General features: G+C 70.4%; 10 protein-coding genes and 1 pseudogene. 1 reads left to right on the top strand and 10 read right to left on the bottom strand.

The annotated features are described in order from the left end of the window. Positions 1-7: 7 nt before the first annotated feature. From fusA to CBM2588_RS23900, 3 genes and pseudogenes are all read right to left on the bottom strand, one after another. The gene (gene fusA, locus CBM2588_RS23910) at positions 8-2,071 is read right to left on the bottom strand and encodes an elongation factor G (RefSeq protein ID WP_115682802.1); all 2,064 of its coding nucleotides are present in this window, start codon (positions 2,069-2,071) and stop codon (positions 8-10) included. A gap of 196 nt (positions 2,072-2,267) precedes the next feature. Then, on the bottom strand, positions 2,268-3,158 hold the full coding sequence (locus tag CBM2588_RS23905; protein WP_115682801.1) for an oxidoreductase: 891 nt from the start codon (positions 3,156-3,158) through the stop codon (positions 2,268-2,270). 189 nt (positions 3,159-3,347) lie between these two features. Next, a pseudogene (locus CBM2588_RS23900) lies at positions 3,348-4,279 on the bottom strand (LysR family transcriptional regulator). Positions 4,280-5,031: 752 nt separating this feature from the next. Between CBM2588_RS23900 and CBM2588_RS23895 the strand changes: the two are divergent. Continuing rightward, a complete protein-coding gene (locus CBM2588_RS23895; RefSeq protein WP_115682800.1) occupies positions 5,032-5,805 on the top strand; it encodes an SDR family NAD(P)-dependent oxidoreductase in 774 nt (257 codons plus the stop codon). Here the strand turns inward: CBM2588_RS23895 and pdeM are convergent. From pdeM to CBM2588_RS23860, 7 genes are all read right to left on the bottom strand, one after another. Beyond that, positions 5,790-6,497 (bottom strand): ligase-associated DNA damage response endonuclease PdeM, encoded by a 708-nt coding sequence (pdeM, locus tag CBM2588_RS23890; protein WP_115682799.1) that lies wholly within the window; start codon positions 6,495-6,497, stop codon positions 5,790-5,792. The genes CBM2588_RS23895 and pdeM overlap by 16 nt on opposite strands. Continuing rightward, positions 6,494-9,211 carry a ligase-associated DNA damage response DEXH box helicase gene (locus CBM2588_RS23885; protein ID WP_172583657.1) on the bottom strand — a complete coding sequence of 906 codons (2,718 nt, stop codon included), beginning with the start codon at positions 9,209-9,211 and terminating at the stop codon, positions 6,494-6,496. The genes pdeM and CBM2588_RS23885 overlap by 4 nt, the downstream gene beginning before the upstream one ends. Then, complete coding sequence (locus tag CBM2588_RS23880; RefSeq protein ID WP_115682798.1) at positions 9,208-10,881, bottom strand: ATP-dependent DNA ligase; 1,674 nt, start codon at positions 10,879-10,881, stop codon at positions 9,208-9,210. Before CBM2588_RS23880 ends, CBM2588_RS23885 begins: the two co-directional genes overlap by 4 nt. Continuing rightward, positions 10,878-12,005 (bottom strand): ligase-associated DNA damage response exonuclease, encoded by a 1,128-nt coding sequence (locus tag CBM2588_RS23875; protein ID WP_231942258.1) that lies wholly within the window; start codon positions 12,003-12,005, stop codon positions 10,878-10,880. Before CBM2588_RS23875 ends, CBM2588_RS23880 begins: the two co-directional genes overlap by 4 nt. 284 nt (positions 12,006-12,289) lie before the next feature. Further along, positions 12,290-13,735, bottom strand: a complete 1,446-nt coding sequence (locus CBM2588_RS23870; protein WP_115682796.1) for an NAD(P)/FAD-dependent oxidoreductase — start codon at positions 13,733-13,735, stop codon at positions 12,290-12,292. A 15-nt stretch (positions 13,736-13,750) separates the two neighbouring features. Next, positions 13,751-14,155 carry a nuclear transport factor 2 family protein gene (locus CBM2588_RS23865; RefSeq protein WP_115682795.1) on the bottom strand — a complete coding sequence of 135 codons (405 nt, stop codon included), beginning with the start codon at positions 14,153-14,155 and terminating at the stop codon, positions 13,751-13,753. A 140-nt stretch (positions 14,156-14,295) separates the two neighbouring features. Further along, positions 14,296-15,858, bottom strand: a complete 1,563-nt coding sequence (locus tag CBM2588_RS23860; protein ID WP_115682794.1) for a PLP-dependent aminotransferase family protein — start codon at positions 15,856-15,858, stop codon at positions 14,296-14,298. Positions 15,859-15,974: the final 116 nt, after the last annotated feature.

The following is a 15,974-nucleotide window of genomic DNA, read 5'->3' as shown; positions in this document are numbered from 1 at the left end:
AAGGCCTTCAGTCCGTATCCGGCTGCGCCTTGTGCCGCGCCGCCATCTTCTCCTGCTGCGCGGGCGGCACGTTGTCGTAGTGGCTGAACTGGATGGTGTAGCTGCCATGCCCGCCGGTGATGCTGTTCAGCCGTGACTGGTAGTCGTTCAGCTCCGACAGCGGCACCTGCCCGGCGACGATCACCGTATTGCCGGCCGCGGTGCGCGTGCCATGGACCTGACCGCGCTTGGTCGACAGGTCGCCGATGATGTCGCCCATGGCGCTGCCAGGCGCCGTGACCTCGATATCGACGATCGGCTCGAGCACGCTCGGCCTGGCCTTGAGCACCGCGTCGATAAAGGCCTTGCGTCCGGCGGTAGCGAACGCGACTTCCTTGGAATCGACCGGATGACTCTTGCCGTCGTACACGGTCACGCGCACGTCCTGCATCGGGAAGCCCGCCAGCGGGCCGCTGTCGAGCACCTGGCGGATGCCTTTTTCCACGGCGGGAATGAACTGGCCCGGAATCGCGCCGCCCTTGACCGCATCGACAAAGTCGAAGCCTTCGCCGCGCGACAGCGGCTCGACGCGCAGCATCACTTCACCGAACTGCCCGGCGCCGCCGGTCTGCTTCTTGTGCCGGTGATGGCCCTCGGCCTTGCCGCCGATGGTTTCGCGATAGGCGATCTTGGGCGGGCGCGTTGCCACTTCCAGCTTGTACTGATCGGTCAGCCGCTCCAGCGCGCAGCGCAGGTGGAACTCGCCCAGGCCGAACACCACGGTCTCGTTGGTACCGGCCGGATGCTCGACGCGCAGGCACGGGTCTTCCGCGCTGAGCTTGTGCAGCACTTCTGCCAGGCGCTGCTCGTTGCCGCGCCGCGCCGGCTCGATCGCCAGGCCATAGATGGGGGTGGGAAATTCCAGCGGCGTCAGGTGGATGTTGCCGTCCTCGGTGGCGTCGTGCAGCACCGCGTCGAAGCCCAGTTCATCGACCTTGGCCACCGCGCAGATATCGCCGGGGCCGGCGCGCGGCACTTCCTGGGTCTCCTTGCCCTGCAGCCGCAGCAGGTGCGCCACCTTGAACGGCTGGCGCCCTTCGCCGATATAGAGCTGGCTGTCGCGCGTGACCGTGCCCTGGTGGATGCGGAAAATCGCCAGCTTGCCGACATAGGGGTCGATCACCACCTTGAACACATGCGCCAGCACATGCTTGTCCGGCACCGGTTCGGCGCGCACCGCCTGGCGCTGTTCGGTGCCCTCGGCATCCGCGCCGGTGGAGCGGTAGAACAGCGGCGGGTTGCCTTCGGTGGGGTTGGGCAACAGCCGCACGAACACGTCCAGCAACGCTTCGATGCCGGCGCCGGTGACGGCCGAGGTAAAGCAGATCGGCACCAGATGGCCTTCGCGCAGCGCGCGCTCGAACGGCGCGTGCAGTTGCTCGGGGGTGATGGCCTCGCCCTGCTCCAGGTACAGCTCCATCAGCTCGGGGTCGATCTCGATCACCTGGTCGATCAGCGCGTCGTGCGCGGACGCCACCGATAAAAAATCCGACTCGCCGGCCGGATTGAAGAAGCAGTCGACCACCTTGCCGCCGCTGTCGGCAGGCAGGTTGATGGGCAGGCATTCCTTGCCGAAGGCCTCCTGTATCTCCGCCAGCAGCGCGGGCAGGTCGACCTTCTCGCCGTCGATGCCGTTGATGATGATCATCCGGCACAGCTGGCGCGCCTGCGCCCACGCCATGGCGCGGCGCGTGGTCATTTCGATGCCGGTCTGCGCATTGATGACGATGGCCGCGGTTTCGACCGCGGCCAGCGCGCTGATGGCGTGCCCGGAGAAATCCGGGTAGCCCGGGGTGTCGATCAGGTAGATGCGGGTGTCGCGGTAGTCCAGGTGGGCGACCGCGGCGCTGAGCGAGCGCTTGTACTTGCGCTCGAGCGGATCGTTGTCGCACACGGTGGACCCGCGTTCGACGCTGCCAGGCGTGTGCACCGCACCGCCCTTGTGCAGCAGCGCCTCGGCGAGCGAGGTCTTGCCGCTTCCTGCGTGCCCGAGCAGGGCGACAGTGCGGATGGCATCGGGACTCTCGTGCATGGTGGCTCTCGGTTCGTCCGGCAATGACTCTCAGGGCATTATTGGCGAAATTCGGCGGAAGCGACATATATGCGTGCCGATACCGTGCAATGCCCGACGCAAGGGTGACTGCAAGTGAAGCGGCCGGCTCTCCGCCGGCCGCTTTTGGAGACGCACGGGCTTGACTGCAGTGCAGCAAACCGTGTGCCGCGCAGGCTCAGCCGCGCGCGTCGGCGTGGTCGGTCGACACCGCCAGCGCATGCCACGCGGCCAGCTCGCCTTCCACCTTGCGGTGCTTGTCGGCGATGCGCGCGACCGTGTCGGAACCCAGCGGCAGCCGCACCGGCGGGTTATCGCTGTCGGCCAGCGCGAGCAGGGCGGTGGCCAGGCGGGCAGGATCGCCGGGCTGCTGGTGGTTGGCCGAGGCCATGTGCGCGCGCATCGCGCCGACCGTCTCCGCGTACTCGCCGATCTCCGTGCCGACGCGCACCAGCGAGCTGGCATCGAGGAAATCGGTGCGGAAGAAGCCCGGTTCGACCACTGTGGCACGGACGCCCAGCGGCGCCAGCTCGGCCGACAGCGCTTCGGTCAGCCCTTCGACCGCGAACTTGGTGGCACCGTACACGCCCCAGCCCGGATACGCGGCATAGCCGCCGATCGACGAGATGTTGACGATATGGCCGCTGCGCTGGCGGCGCATCTGCGGCAGCACCGCGCGCGTCACTGCCAGCACGCCGAACACATTGGTGGCGAACTGCTGCTCGACCTCCCTGGCCGAGGCCTCTTCCACCGCGCCCAGCAGGCCGTAGCCGGCGTTGTTGACCAGCACGTCGATGCGGCCGAAGCGCGCCACCGCGGCCGCGGCAGCAGCGATCGCCTGGTCTTCGCTGGTGACATCGAGCGCCACCGCGAGCAGGTGTTCATGCTCGCCCACGGCGCCGATGACGGCCTGCGGGTTGCGCGCCGTGGCGACGACGCGGTCGCCGCGGGCCAGCGCGGCGCGGGTCAGCTCGAGGCCGAAGCCGCGCGAGGCGCCGGTGATGAACCAGACCTTGGCGCCGGTGCCGGCGGGGTGGGTGGGAATGGCTTGGATTTGGGTGGTGGACATGGTGAATCTCCTTTGCGGTTGCTTGGTGTTGGACTGCGATGTCGGATGGCGGGGGCCACGGAGACAAATTTAGGCTGGCGCAGCCCGCAACACTAGACGCAGCAATAGCGCTTCAATGGCAACCGATAGTTGCCAATCAGGCCAGCCGCTTGGCTTCGGGCACCATGCCACCAGTCCGCAACGGAAGACCTAATCCACCAGCCCTACCAGCCGCGACAACGACTGTTCCGCGCCGCGCGAGGCCGCCACCACGAAGTCGATGAAGCGCCGGACCCGCACCGGCATCTGGCTGCGGTGCGGGTAGTACATGTACAGCCCGACCTGGCTGCTGCTGTATCCGGGCAGGATGGCCCGGAGGCGCCCGCTGACCAGGTCGGCATGGACCATGTAGGCGGGCAGCTGGCCGATGCCGATGCCGGCGCGTACCGCCTCGACCTCGGCCTCCACATCGTTGAAGCTGGCCACGGCCGGTATCTCCTGGTACACGAGGTTGCCGTCGACCTGCAATTCCCATGGCACCATGCGCCCGGTGGCCGGACGGCGGAAGCCGGTGCACGGATGCCGCATCAGGGCGTCGAGCGTGGCCGGCTCGCCGTGCCGCGCCAGGTAATCCGGCGCGGCGCAGATCACCAGCGGCAGGTCGCACAGGCGCCGCGCCACCAGGTTCTGGCCGGGGCTGGTGCCGACGCGGAAGCCGACGTCGATCCTGGCTTCGACCAGGTCGGTGAAGAGGTCGCTCAGTACCACGTCGAAGCCGATGCCGGGGTGGTGGTCGCGGAAGCCCTTGACCAGCGGCACCAGCACGCGGCTGCCGAGCGACGGCGGCGCGGTCAGGCGGATCAGCCCGTCGTCGTCGCCGCGGCTGGCGCGCACCTGCTCGAGCGCCTCGTCGAGCTGGCGCATGCCGGGGGCGGTCAGTTCGAACAGCCGCGCGCCTTCCTCGGTCAGGCTGAGCTTGCGCGTGGTCCGGTGCAGCAGGCGCGCACGCCCAGGTGGGCCTCGAGCGTGCGCACCGCCTTGCTCGCCGCCTGCGGGGTGACGCCGGCCTCGACCGCGGCACGCCGGAAGCTGCCGGCGCGCACCACGCCGAGGAAGAGGGTGAGGACTCGGGCCTTGTCCATGACTGGCAACCTGAGTATGGGGAGGCGGCCATGATAGCGCCACTCGTGACCAGATCGGCGGCCAGGCCCCGGTGCGCCATCGGGTGCCCGATCCGGAGGACAGCACTCATATCGCGGTGCGCAGGACGGAGTGCCGCATGACGGACCACCCCGCCAGGCAACTGCCTTGCCGACGCTGCCGCCGGCCGCCATGTCATGCCTTTGTAATTAAGGCGCGGGTTTTCTTTGTAATCCATGGAGTCGTGGCGCCAGCGGCAGGTGCCCGGGCGCGGAGCCGCCAACGATGCGCCACCCGCCGCGCCGGGATCGCAAGGCACGGATGTTGCGGTAGTTCCAGCAGCGATGGGTATATCGCTGGCCCGAGAGTCATGTGACCGGGTCGACCATCCACCCGCCACAAGGCGTCGGTAGAGGCCGCGTCGGGACCTTTGGGACAAGGAGAGCTGTCATGAATATCGTCTGGCTTGTTGGAGCCGTGGTCATCATTCTCGCGGTACTCAGCTTCTTCGGCTTGCGCTAGACCACATCGCGTAGCGTGCCGCGCCGCGCCGCCGGCGCAATCGCCGCGGCATGCGCGTACCGCCGGCATCGCAGGATGCCTTTGCTGCAGTGCGGCGTGGCGGCGCCACGCCCGCTTCCCTGATTTCCCCTTCCGCTGGGTCAATTTCATCTGTTCCGACGACGAGTTTTTGCGCCTGTCTTGCCAACAATGTCCGGCCAAGACAGCGACAAAACCATCCGAGGAGACAGACATGAGCACGCATCCGTTCGACCTGACCGGCAAGGTGGCACTGGTGACCGGCGGTAACGGCGGCATTGGCCTGGGCATTGCCGAGGGGCTGGCCGCGGCCGGTGCCGATATCGCGATCTGGGGCACCAACGCGGACAAGAACGCCGCCGCCGCGGACCGGCTGGGCCGGCACGGGCGCAAGGTGCATACGGAGCTTTGCGACGTCGGTGACGAGCAGGCGGTCGACGCCGCAATGATGCGCACGGTGGCGGCGCTGGGACGCCTCGACGGCTGCTTTGCCAACGCCGGCGTGGGCAGCGGCAGCAAGGCACCGTTCGACCAGATCGCCACCGAGGCCTGGCGCCGGACCCTGCGCGTCAACCTGGACGGCGCCTTCTTCACGCTGCGCGCGGCGGTGCGGCAGATGCTGGCGCAGGGCGACGGCGGCGTGCTGTGCAGCACGGCCTCGGTCGCCGCCATCGAAGGCGCGCCGCGCGCCGAGCACTACGCCGCCACCAAGGGCGGCGTGATCTCGATGATGCGGGGGCTCGCGGTCGAGTATGCGCGCAAGGGCATCCGCGCCCATTCGATCCTGCCGGGCTGGATCAAGACCGAGATGACGAGCGCGGCGCAGGGCAACGATGCCTTCCAGGAGATGGTGCACAAGCGCGTGCCGATGCGCCGCTGGGGCGAGGGCAGCGACTTCGCCGGCATCGCGGTCTACCTGATGAGCCCGGCCTCGGCCTACCACACCGGCGATACCTTCGTCATCGACGGCGGCTATACGTTGTTCTGACGCCCCGTGCCCACCGGCCAGACCCTGCCGCCGCCGACCACATAGGCGCGCTCGTCGGCCTGCGGCCGCACCGTGGCATGGCCGGTGAAGGCGCCGAACGCGGGCAGGATGGCACCGCGCGGCCCGAACAGGAAGCAGGGCAGGCGCAGGCTGTCGGCGCCGCTGCCGCGCAGCCGGCAGGCCGGGTGCAGATGGCCCGCCAGCACATAGCCCAGCGGCGACGTGCCGGGCATATGGCAGAGCGCGAACGGGCCCGCCACCGCGGGCTCGGACACCACGGCAATGCCGAGCGACGCGGGCGGGTCGCCGGCGCGCGCGTCGTGGTTGCCGCGCACCAGCGTGCAGCGCAACGGCGCCGGCAGGTCCTGGCGCCAGTCGTATAACGCCTGCAGCACCGCTGGCGTGCGCGCGGCGCGCGCGTGCAGGAAGTCGCCGAGGAATACCAGTTCATCGACCGGCAGTTGTCGCACCAACCGGGTCAGCACTGACAGGTTGTCGCCGGTGGTGCCGTGCGGTACCGGTTGCCCGAGCGCGCGGAACGCCGCGGCCTTGCCGAAGTGGACGTCGGCCACCATCAGCATGTGGGCCGCCGGCCACCACAGCGCATGTTCGGGCAGCAGCCAAAGCGTTTCGCCGGCGACCGCCACCGCCGTCGCGCCGCCCTGCTGCAAGGTGCGGGCGTCGGGCGTCATAGCAGCGGCAACGGCTTCGACGGCTTGCGTGGCCGGCGCGCCCGGCGCGGTGTTCTGGCGGACGGGCCGGCATGGTCGGCCATGCCGAAGCGCGCGGCCTCGGCAACGGCATCGGCCGTCGCTTCGGCCGGCATGCCCGCGGCTTCGCCGGGCTCGGGTCCGGCCGCCAGTTCCAGGTCGGCCAGCATCCGGGCGATGCGGTCGGCGAGCTTCTCGGTGCTGAGCTTCTCGCGCAGGAACTCCACCACCAGCGGGAACGACAGCGGCGTGGGCCGCTTCAGCGCGTGCAGGTCCAGCTTCAGCGCCGCCAGCCGCTCCAGCGTCGCGGCGAGCCGATGCGCGTCCAGCTCCTGCATCAGCACTTCGCGTTCGGCCTGGCCCAGCAGCAGGTTGCCGGGGTCATGCTTGCGGAAGACCTCGTAGAACAGGCTGGACGACGCCTGCAGCTGGCGCGCGCTCTTGGGCGCGCCGGGGTAGCCCTGGAAGATCAGCCCGGCAATGCGCGCGATCTCGCGGAAACGCCGCAACGACAGCTCGCCCGCGTTGAGGCTGCCCAGCACGTCGGCGGCCAGGTCGCGCCGGCGCTCGTCGGCCAATACCTGCGGCAGCCAGCGGGCCCAGTCCACCGGCGCCGACGCCAGCAGTTCCAGCCCGTAATCGTTGACGGCCACCGAGAACGTGGCCGGCACCTGTTGCCCCAGCCGCCATGCCAGCAGGCTGCCCAGGCCAAGGTGGACCGAGCGGCCGGCAAACGGATAGAGGAACAGGTGCCAGCCCTCGCGCGAATGCAGCGATTCGGCCAGCAGGGTGTGGCGCGTGGGCAGGGCCGACCACTGCGCCTGCAGGTCCACCAGCGGCTGGATCAGCGGCAGCTCGGGGGTGTCGCGCGGATCCAGCCGGCCCGCCGCGGCGGCGGCGAGCGTGTCGATCACGGCCTCGGCCAGCTCGGTCGACATCGGCATCTTGCCGCCGTTCCAGCGCGGCACCACCGGGCGCCGGCCGCTCGCGCGGCGCACGAAGGCGGTCATCTCCTGCACCCGCACCAGTTCCAGCAGCCGGCCCCCGAACAGGAAGCAGTCGCCGGGCGCGAGCCGCGCGATAAAGCCTTCTTCCACCGACCCCAGCGAGGCGCCGCCGCTGCCCGCGCGGCTCCAGTAGCGCACCTGCATGGTGGCATCGCTGACGATGGTGCCCACGCTCATGCGGTGGCGCCGCGCCAGCCCCGCATCCGGCACGTGCCAGACGCCTTCGTCGTCGGGCACCGCGCGGCGGAAATCCGGGTACGCCGTCAGCGTGGCGCCACCCTGGCGCACGAAGTCAAGGCACCACTGCCATTCCTCGCCGGTCAGGCCGTGGTAGGCCCAGGCGGAGCGCACCTCGGCCAGCAATGCTTCGGGCCGGAAGCCGCCGCCCAGCGCCACCGTGACCAGGTGCTGCACCAGCACGTCGAGCGGTTTGTCGGGCGACTCGCGCGCCTCGATCCGGCCGGCCTGCACCGCATGCCGCGCGGCCACGGCCTCGACTAGTTCCAGGCTGTGCGTGGGAACCACCGTCACGCGCGAGGCGCGGCCGGGCGCATGGCCGGAGCGCCCGGCGCGCTGCAGCAGGCGCGCCACCCCCTTGGGCGATCCGACCTGCAGCACGCGCTCCACCGGCAGGAAGTCGACACCAAGGTCCAGGCTGGAGGTGCACACCACCGCGCGCAGCGCGCCGTTCTTCAGGTTCAGCTCGACCCATTCGCGCACCGCGCGGTCGAGCGAGCCGTGGTGCAGGGCAATCTCGCCCGCCCAGTCCGGGCGCGCGTCGAGCAGCGCCTGGTACCACAGCTCGGCCTGCGAGCGCGTATTGAGGAACACCAGCGTGGTGCCGCCGTGCGCCAGTTCTTCGACCACGTGCGGCAGCATCGACAGGCCGAGGTGGCCGGCAAACGGGAAGCGGCTGGCGTTGTCGGGCAGCAGGGTATCGATCACCAGGGTCTTCGGCGTATGGCCGTGCACCAGCACGCGCCGCTCGCCGGGCACGCCGCTCAGCAGCACGTCGGCCGCGTGCGGCAGGTTGCCGAGCGTGGCCGACAGCCCCCACACCATCAGCGCGGGCTGCCATTGCCGCAGCCGCGCCAGCGCCAGCTGCACCTGCACGCCGCGCTTGTTGCCGAGCAGCTCGTGCCATTCGTCGACCACCACCATGCGCACGCGCCGCAGGGTGTCGTGCGCGTCGGCACGGGTCAGCATCAGCGTCAGGCTTTCGGGCGTGGTCACCAGTGCGGTCGGCAAGCGCCGCTGCTGCGCCGCGCGCTCGGCACTGCCGGTGTCGCCGGTGCGCAGCGCGACGGTCCAGTCGAGGTCCAGCTCGGCCAGCGGCGCCTGCAGCGCGCGCGTGGTGTCCGCCGCCAGCGCGCGCATCGGCGTCAGCCACAGCACGGTCAGCGGCGGCGCGGGCTTGCCGTGCGACGGGGCCGCGCGCGGCGTGGCAAACGCCATCAGCGCGCCGAGCCACGCCGCATAGGTCTTGCCGGTGCCGGTGGTGGCATGCAGCAGCCCGCTCTGGCCGCGCGCGATCGCGGTCCAGACTTCGCGCTGGAAGGCGAAGGGCTGCCAGCCGCGCGCGTCGAACAGCGCCTGCATGCCCTGGGCCACGGTCAACGCGGGCGGGTCGGGCAGGGCCGGGTCGACCGCCGCCGTCGCTTGCCGGCTTGCGCCACGGGGCGGGTTCATGCCGCATCCTCGCGCGGCGCGCCGGTGGCCGGCAGCATCGCTTCGAGCGTGGCCAGCGTGTCGGCCTCGTCGATCGGCTTGTCGGTGCGCCAGCGCAGCATGCGCGGAAAGCGCACCGCGATGCCGCTCTTGTGGCGCCCGCTGCGGGCAATGCCTTCGAAGCCGAGCTCGAACACCTGGGTCGGCTCCACGCTGCGCACCGGGCCGAACTTCTCGACCGTGGTGCGGCGCACGATGGCGTCGACCGCGCGCATCTCGGCGTCCGTCAGCCCGGAATAGGCCTTGGCGAACGGCACCAGCGCCCGCCCCGGCGTTCCGGGCGGGCCGTTCCAGACGGCGAAGGTGAAGTCGGTATAGAGGCTGGCGCGGCGGCCGTGGCCGCGCTGTGCGTAGACCAGCACGGCATCGACCGAGTACGGGTCGATCTTCCACTTCCACCAGACCCCCACGTCCTTGGTGCGGCCCGCGCCATAGGCCGCGCCGGCGGCCTTCAGCATGAAGCCCTCCACGCCCAGCTCGCGCGAGGCGTCGCGCAGGCGGGCATAGTGTTCCCAGCTGTCGGCGTCGACCAGCGGACTCAGTTCCAGCGCGGGGTGGACGTGCGCGGCGACCACCTGTTCCAGCCGCGCGCGGCGCTCGGCCTGCGGGCGGCTACGCCAGTCCTCGCCCTGCCACTCGAGCAGGTCGTACGCCATCAGGATGGCGGGCGCTTCGCGCAGCAGCCTGGCGCTCAGCGTCTTGCGGCCGATGCGCTGCTGCAGCAACGCGAACGGCTGCACGCGCCCCTGCTGCCAGATCACGATCTCGCCATCGAGCACGGTGCCGTTTGGCAACGTCGCGGCGGCCTGCTGCAGTTCCGGGAAGCGCTCGGTGATCAGTTCCTCGCCGCGCGACCACAGCCAGGTCTGGCCGCCGCGCCGCACCAGCTGGGCGCGGATGCCGTCCCACTTCCATTCCACCAGCCACGCGCCGGGCGCGCCCAGCACGGTGTCGAACTGCTCGGCCGGGGCCTGCAGGGGATGGGCCAGGAAGAACGGATACGGCTGGCCGCCGGCGCGCAGGGCGCGGTCGTCTTCTTCCTCGGGCGCCAGCAGGGCCAGCAAGCGCGCCGCGTCGGGGCGCGCCGAGAGATCGGTGTAGCCGACCATGCGCTCGGCCACGCGCTTGGGGTCGATGCCGGCCACCTCGCCCAGCGCGCGCGTGACCAGCAGGCGCGACACCCCCACGCGGAACGCGCCGGTGATCAGCTTGAACAGCACCAGCCGGCCATGCGCATCGAGCGGGCGCCACAGCGCATCGAGTCGCGGCATCAGCGCTTCCGGCGGCAGCCCGCGCAGCGGCAGCAGCCGCTGCTCGACCCATTCCGCCAGGCCGGCGTGGTCGGCATCGCGCGGCTCCGGCAGCAGCAGCGCGATGGTCTCGGCAAGATCGCCGACCGCCTGGTAGCTTTCCTCGAACAGCCAGTCGGGCAGGTCGGCGGCCTGCCGTGCCAGGTCGCGCAGCAGCGATACCGGCACGATCTGGCGCGGCTTGCCGCCCGCCAGGAAATAGACCGCCCAGGCGGCATCCTCGGGCGGCGCGACGCGCAGGTATTCGACCAGCGCGGCCAGCCGGGCCTTGGTCGACGTGGTGCCGTCGAGCGCGGCGTAGAGGTCGGCAAAGGCCTTCATGGCGCGGCCTTTTCGTGGCCCTCTTCCTGGCCCGCTTCCTGGCCCGCTTCGGCGGACACCGCCGGGTCCGGGCGCGCGGCTTCATCGTCGTCGCCGTACTCGGTATCGAAGGCCTGCGCCTGCCAGCCGCGCTCGCCCAGATAGCGCACCATCACCGGCACGTTGCCGTGGGTCACGATGATGCGGGCCGCGCCGGTGGCGCTGATCGCCTGCAGCAGCCCGGGCCAGTCGGCATGGTCCGACAGCGCAAAGCCGCGGTCGACGCCGCGCCGCCGGCGCGTGCCGCGCAGCTGCATCCAGCCGCTGGCGAACGCGTCGGAGGCATCGCCGAAACGCCGCAGCCAGGGCGAACGCTGCGCCGACGGCGGCGCCACCACCAGCGCCTGGCGCAGCAGCGGGCTGCGCGCGGGCAGTTCGGAGACCAGTGCCGTGGGCGGCAGCGCGACGCCAGCCCCGGCATAGGCGGCGTTGAGCTGCGTCAGCGCGCCATGCACGATCACCGGGCCGGGCATGCCATCGGCGCCGGCATGCCGCAGCAGGCCATGCAGGATGCGCTGCGCCTTGCCGAAGGTATAGGCGTAGACGACGCTGGCGCGCCCGGCACGGGCATTGGCCTGCCACCAGTCGAAGATTTCGGCCATCAGCGTCGCCTGCGGCGGCCAGCGGTAGATCGGCAGGCCGAACGTGCTTTCGGTGATGAAGGTGTCGCAGGGCACCGGCTCGAACGGGTCGCAGGTGCCGTCGGCTTCCAGCTTGTAGTCGCCCGAGGCCACCCAGACCTGCCCGCCATGCTCCAGCCGCACCTGCGCGGAGCCCAGCACGTGCCCGGCCGGATGCAGGCTCAGCGTGACGCCGTGGTGGGTGATGCGTTCGCCGTAGCGCAGGGTATCGAGTTGGATGCCGGGCAGCCGCGCCAGCAGCACGCCGCGGCCGGGCGCCGCGCACAGGTAGTGCGCATGCCCGAAGCGGGCGTGGTCGGAGTGGGCGTGGGTAATGACGGCGCGCTCGACCGGGCGCCACGGATCGATGTAGAAGTCGCCGGGCGGGCAATAGAGGCCTTCCGGCCGGGCGACGATGAGGTCGCCGGGGCGGGCGGAATCGGGTAGCTGCCGGGTCGTGTCCAAGCGTGCCTCCTGATGCACTGCGGCCGGCGCGCGGCCGCGATGCTCCCGCGGAGGGAGACCTGGGCATCATACTGCGCAGCGTTGCCGGGTGTGGAGGCGGTGGGGGCTGGTTCGGGTGTCGGTGGGGGTCTGACAAGCGGGGTCGCGCTTGACGAACCGATTCAACGCAACGCGGCTGACGGTGTGCTCCCTCTCCCGCAATCGGGAGAGGGAGTACGCAATCGCGAGTTTCGAAGGACGGTGGCAGGGATGGCGTGCGCTTTCAGCCGGCAGCGCCAGACTGCTTACAGCACGTCGTCCTTCAAGTGATACCAGTGATACAGCACCCGCTGCCCCAGCCTCCGGAACGGTGCGAACATCTGCGATTCCACCATTTCGCGCACGTTCGGGAACGGCAGCGGCGAGCGGAAGATCGGCAGTTCCGGCAGCGCCGACGACTTGCCGGCGATCAGCGCCGCCAGGCGCTTGCCGGCCTGGGCGGAATACATCACGCCGTTGCCGCCGTAGCCCATGGCGTAGTAGATCGACTGCGCCGGGTCGGGCTGGGTGATGCGCGGCATCATGTCGTGGCTGACGTCGACCCAGCCCCACCAGGAATAGTCGATCTGGATGCCCTGCAGCGCGGGGAATTTGCGGTGCATGTCGGCGATCAGCTTCTGCTTGTACTGGTCCTGCGGCGCGTCGTTGCCGGTGATGGCGCTGCGGCTGCCGATCTGCAGGCGACCGTCGGGCATGAGCCGGTAGTAGTGGCGCAGGATGCGGGTGTCGGTGATGACCTGCGTGGTGCGGAAGTTGCACGCGGCCAGTTCGTCGGCGGTGAGCGGGCGCGTGACGATGGAGTTCGACAGGATCGGAAACAGCCGGTTCTTCAGCTCGCGGTGCAGCGACTGCGAGGTATAGCCGCCGGTGGCCACGCCCACGGCGCGGGCGCGCACGATGCCGCCGGGGGTGCGCAGGTAGTGCACGCCGTTGCGCGTTTCCCAACCGGTCACGGGGCTGGACGGATGCACCTTGGCGCCGAGCGCGCGCGCGCGGCGCAGGTAGCCGAAGGCGAGCTTGCCGGCATGGATGCCGATGCCCTCGGGCTCGTGCATGGCGCCCGCGGCTTCCTTGTCGTCGACGTATTCGCGCCGCACGGTGTCGGCATCGAGGATGCGCGCGTCGTAGTTGAACACCTCGCGCAGGATCTTCGCTTCCTTCTCCAGCGCGGGCATCACCTTGTCGCGGTGCGCGATATACAGGTGGCCGCCGGGCTGCGGATCGCAGTCGATGTCCTTGATCAGGCCCTTGAAGGTCTCCATGCCGTCGCAGACCTCCTGGTGCAGGCGTAGCGCGGTATCGAGGCCGTAGCGCTGGATCCACTGCGAGCGCTTGAGCCGGCCCGACGCGCATTGCGCCTGGCCGCCGTTGCGCGTGCTGCAGCCCCAGCTGACGCGGTTGGCCTCGAGCACGGTGGCCTTGATGCCGTATTCCTGCGCCAGGAAGATGGCGCAGGTCAGGCCGGTGAAGCCCGAGCCGATGATGGCCACGTCGACGTCGATGTCGTGCGTGATCGGGCCGTCGTCGGCGGGCGGCTCGCCCGCGGTGCCGATCCAGTAGGTGGGCGCATATTCCCGGCCATGGCCGGGCGTGGGCGTGTGCAGCGGGTCGTAGGCGGGGTCGTACGGCCGGGTCGGGGCGGTCGACTGCTCGCCGGCCAGGAGGCTGCTGCGGGGGGCTACGGCTTGCATGGCGCGTCTCCTCGCTCAGGCTGCGGCGGCCACCACCGGCGGGCGGTCCTTGCGGTAGGCGTTCTTCACCGCGATCTTGCCGCCGCGGAAGGTGAACACGTCGACCATACGGGCCTCGACGCGGGCGCCATCGGCGCGGGTGCCGCGGAAGGTGGATTCGCTGACGCCGCGGTCGCCCGTGACGAAGTGGTCGCCATCTACCCATTGCGCATCAGGGAAGGTCTGCCAGGCCAGCTGGAAGCCTTCGCGCACCGCCTCGCGGCCGACGAAGCTGCGGCCGAGCAGGTCGGGGCCGGCGACGCCGTGGAACACGCAGTCATCGGCCATGCAGTCCATCAGCGCGTCGATGTCGTGGCGGTTCCAGGCGTCGTTGAAGGCTTGCAGCAGTTCGATGCCGGCGGCGGTGTTGTCCTTGGACATGGCTTGGTCTCCGTGAGTGTTGTGTGCCGGTCCGTCGGGAACCGGCCATAACTCGAGGATAGGGAAACCGGCCGTGGCGCTGTAGCGCCAGTTCGGGACTATCGCTTGGGCCAGCGGCGCCAGCGCGGCCGCAGTCCCGCTCAGGCGGCGGGGCGGGCCCGCGAAGTAACGGCGGCGGGGGCCGTTGCGCTGCCGGCGGTGGCCTGCAGTTCACGCGCGACGCCGGCCAGCACGCGGATGCCGGGCTCGATGCGGTCCAGCGAGATCGACGAGTAGCCCAGCCGGAAGCCGTTGCGCGGCGCGGGCTCGGCCATGAAGAAGACGCTGCCGGGCTCGATCAGCACGCCCTGCAGCTCTGCCAGCCGTGCCAGCGCATCGGCGTCGAGCCAGGACGGCCCTTCGATCCAGCACGACGCGCCGCCGGCGATCGGCACTGCGCGGAAGTCCGGCATATGCATGGCCAGCGCCGCCAGCACCGCTTCGGCGCGCTCCCGGTGCGCGGCGGCCAGCCGGCGCAGGTGCGCGTCATAGTGGCCGAGCGACAGGAACAGCGAGAACGCGCGCTGGATATACGCCGACGGGTGCCGCAGCATCAGCCGGCGCGCGCCGCGCAGCTCCGCGATCAGCGCGGCGGGGCCGACGATGTAGCCGATGCGCAGGCCCGGCGCCAGGCTCTTGGACAGGCTGCCGACGTAGATCACGCGGTTGCTGCGGTCCAGGCTCTTGAGCGTGGGCGTGGGATCGCCCTCGAACCGGCTCTCGGCCTCGTAGTCGTCCTCGATCAGCACGAAGTCGGCTTCCTCGGCCTGTCGCAGCAGCGCCTGGCGCCGCGCCAGCGGCATGGTGACGGTGGTCGGGCACTGGTGGCCGGGGGTCACGTAGACGTAGTCGCAGGCGCGCTGCGCGTCGGACAGCGTCAGGCCCTGGTCATCGACCGGCAGCGGCACCAGGTTCGACGTGTGCGAGCCGAAGATATTGCGCGCGTCGGGATAGCCGGGGTCCTCGATGCCGACCGGGGTGTCGGGGCTGACCAGCAGGTCGGCCAGCAGGTACAGCGCCTGCTGCGCGCCCACGGTGATCACGATCTCGTCGGTGCCGGCCCACACTCCGCGGCGCGGCAGCACGCGGGTGCGGATCTGCTGCACCAGCGACTCGTCGTCGCGCAGGATCATGTCCTGGGCCCAGTCGTGGATGTCGAGCACGCTCAGCGCCTTCAGGCAGCATTCGCGCCAGTCCGCGGTGGGGAACAGCGCCGGGTCGTACTGGCCGTAGATGAAGGGGTAGGGATAGTCGCGCCAGTTGGCGCGCTTGACGATATTGCGCTGCTGCGTGGGACGGAACACGAAGCGCCGTTCCCAGTCGGGCTCGCCCGCGCGCGCCGGCACCGGTTCGCCGCGCAGCGAGGCGACGCCGCTGACGCGGGTGCCCAGGATTTCCGGGTTGACGAAGTAGCCGCTGCGCTCGCGCGCGACCAGGTAGCCCTCGTCGACCAGCTGCTGGTAGGCCAGCACCACCGTATTGCGCGCCACCCGCAGCTGCGCCGAAAGCTCGCGGCTGCTGGGCAGCGGCTCGCCTTGCGGCAGCTGCTCGTCAAGGATGGCCGAGACCAGCATCTGCCGGATCTTGCCCTGCAGGCTCAGGCCCGAATGCACATGCTGCTGGAACAGCTGCGACCAGAGGGTGGTGGGAGACTTCAGGCTCATGGGACAGGGGGCGTTTCCTGAACGGCGAAGCGCGCCAGCATACCGCACCGGCGCGCCACGTCAGTCATGGTTAAGTTGCTTCGGGCATGTCGGCGCCAGGCAGCGACGCTTCCTTG

It is taken from the genome of Cupriavidus taiwanensis, from assembly GCF_900250075.1.
GTDB classification, from domain to species: domain Bacteria; phylum Pseudomonadota; class Gammaproteobacteria; order Burkholderiales; family Burkholderiaceae; genus Cupriavidus; species Cupriavidus taiwanensis_C.
The sequence above is the reverse complement of the archived record's forward strand: the minus strand, read 5'-3'. Positions and strand labels throughout refer to the sequence as shown.

Coding starts and splice junctions, on each gene's coding strand:
- CBM2588_RS23860 (WP_115682794.1), bottom strand. CDS start 15,858: ATGAGCCTGAAGTCTCCCACCACCCTCTGGTCGCAGCTGTTCCAGCAG.
- fusA (WP_115682802.1), bottom strand. CDS start 2,071: ATGCACGAGAGTCCCGATGCCATCCGCACTGTCGCCCTGCTCGGGCAC.
- CBM2588_RS23885 (WP_172583657.1), bottom strand. CDS start 9,211: ATGAACCCGCCCCGTGGCGCAAGCCGGCAAGCGACGGCGGCGGTCGAC.
- CBM2588_RS23865 (WP_115682795.1), bottom strand. CDS start 14,155: ATGTCCAAGGACAACACCGCCGCCGGCATCGAACTGCTGCAAGCCTTC.
- pdeM (WP_115682799.1), bottom strand. CDS start 6,497: ATGACGCCCGACGCCCGCACCTTGCAGCAGGGCGGCGCGACGGCGGTG.
- CBM2588_RS23880 (WP_115682798.1), bottom strand. CDS start 10,881: ATGAAGGCCTTTGCCGACCTCTACGCCGCGCTCGACGGCACCACGTCG.
- CBM2588_RS23870 (WP_115682796.1), bottom strand. CDS start 13,735: ATGCAAGCCGTAGCCCCCCGCAGCAGCCTCCTGGCCGGCGAGCAGTCG.
- CBM2588_RS23895 (WP_115682800.1), top strand. CDS start 5,032: ATGAGCACGCATCCGTTCGACCTGACCGGCAAGGTGGCACTGGTGACC.
- CBM2588_RS23905 (WP_115682801.1), bottom strand. CDS start 3,158: ATGTCCACCACCCAAATCCAAGCCATTCCCACCCACCCCGCCGGCACC.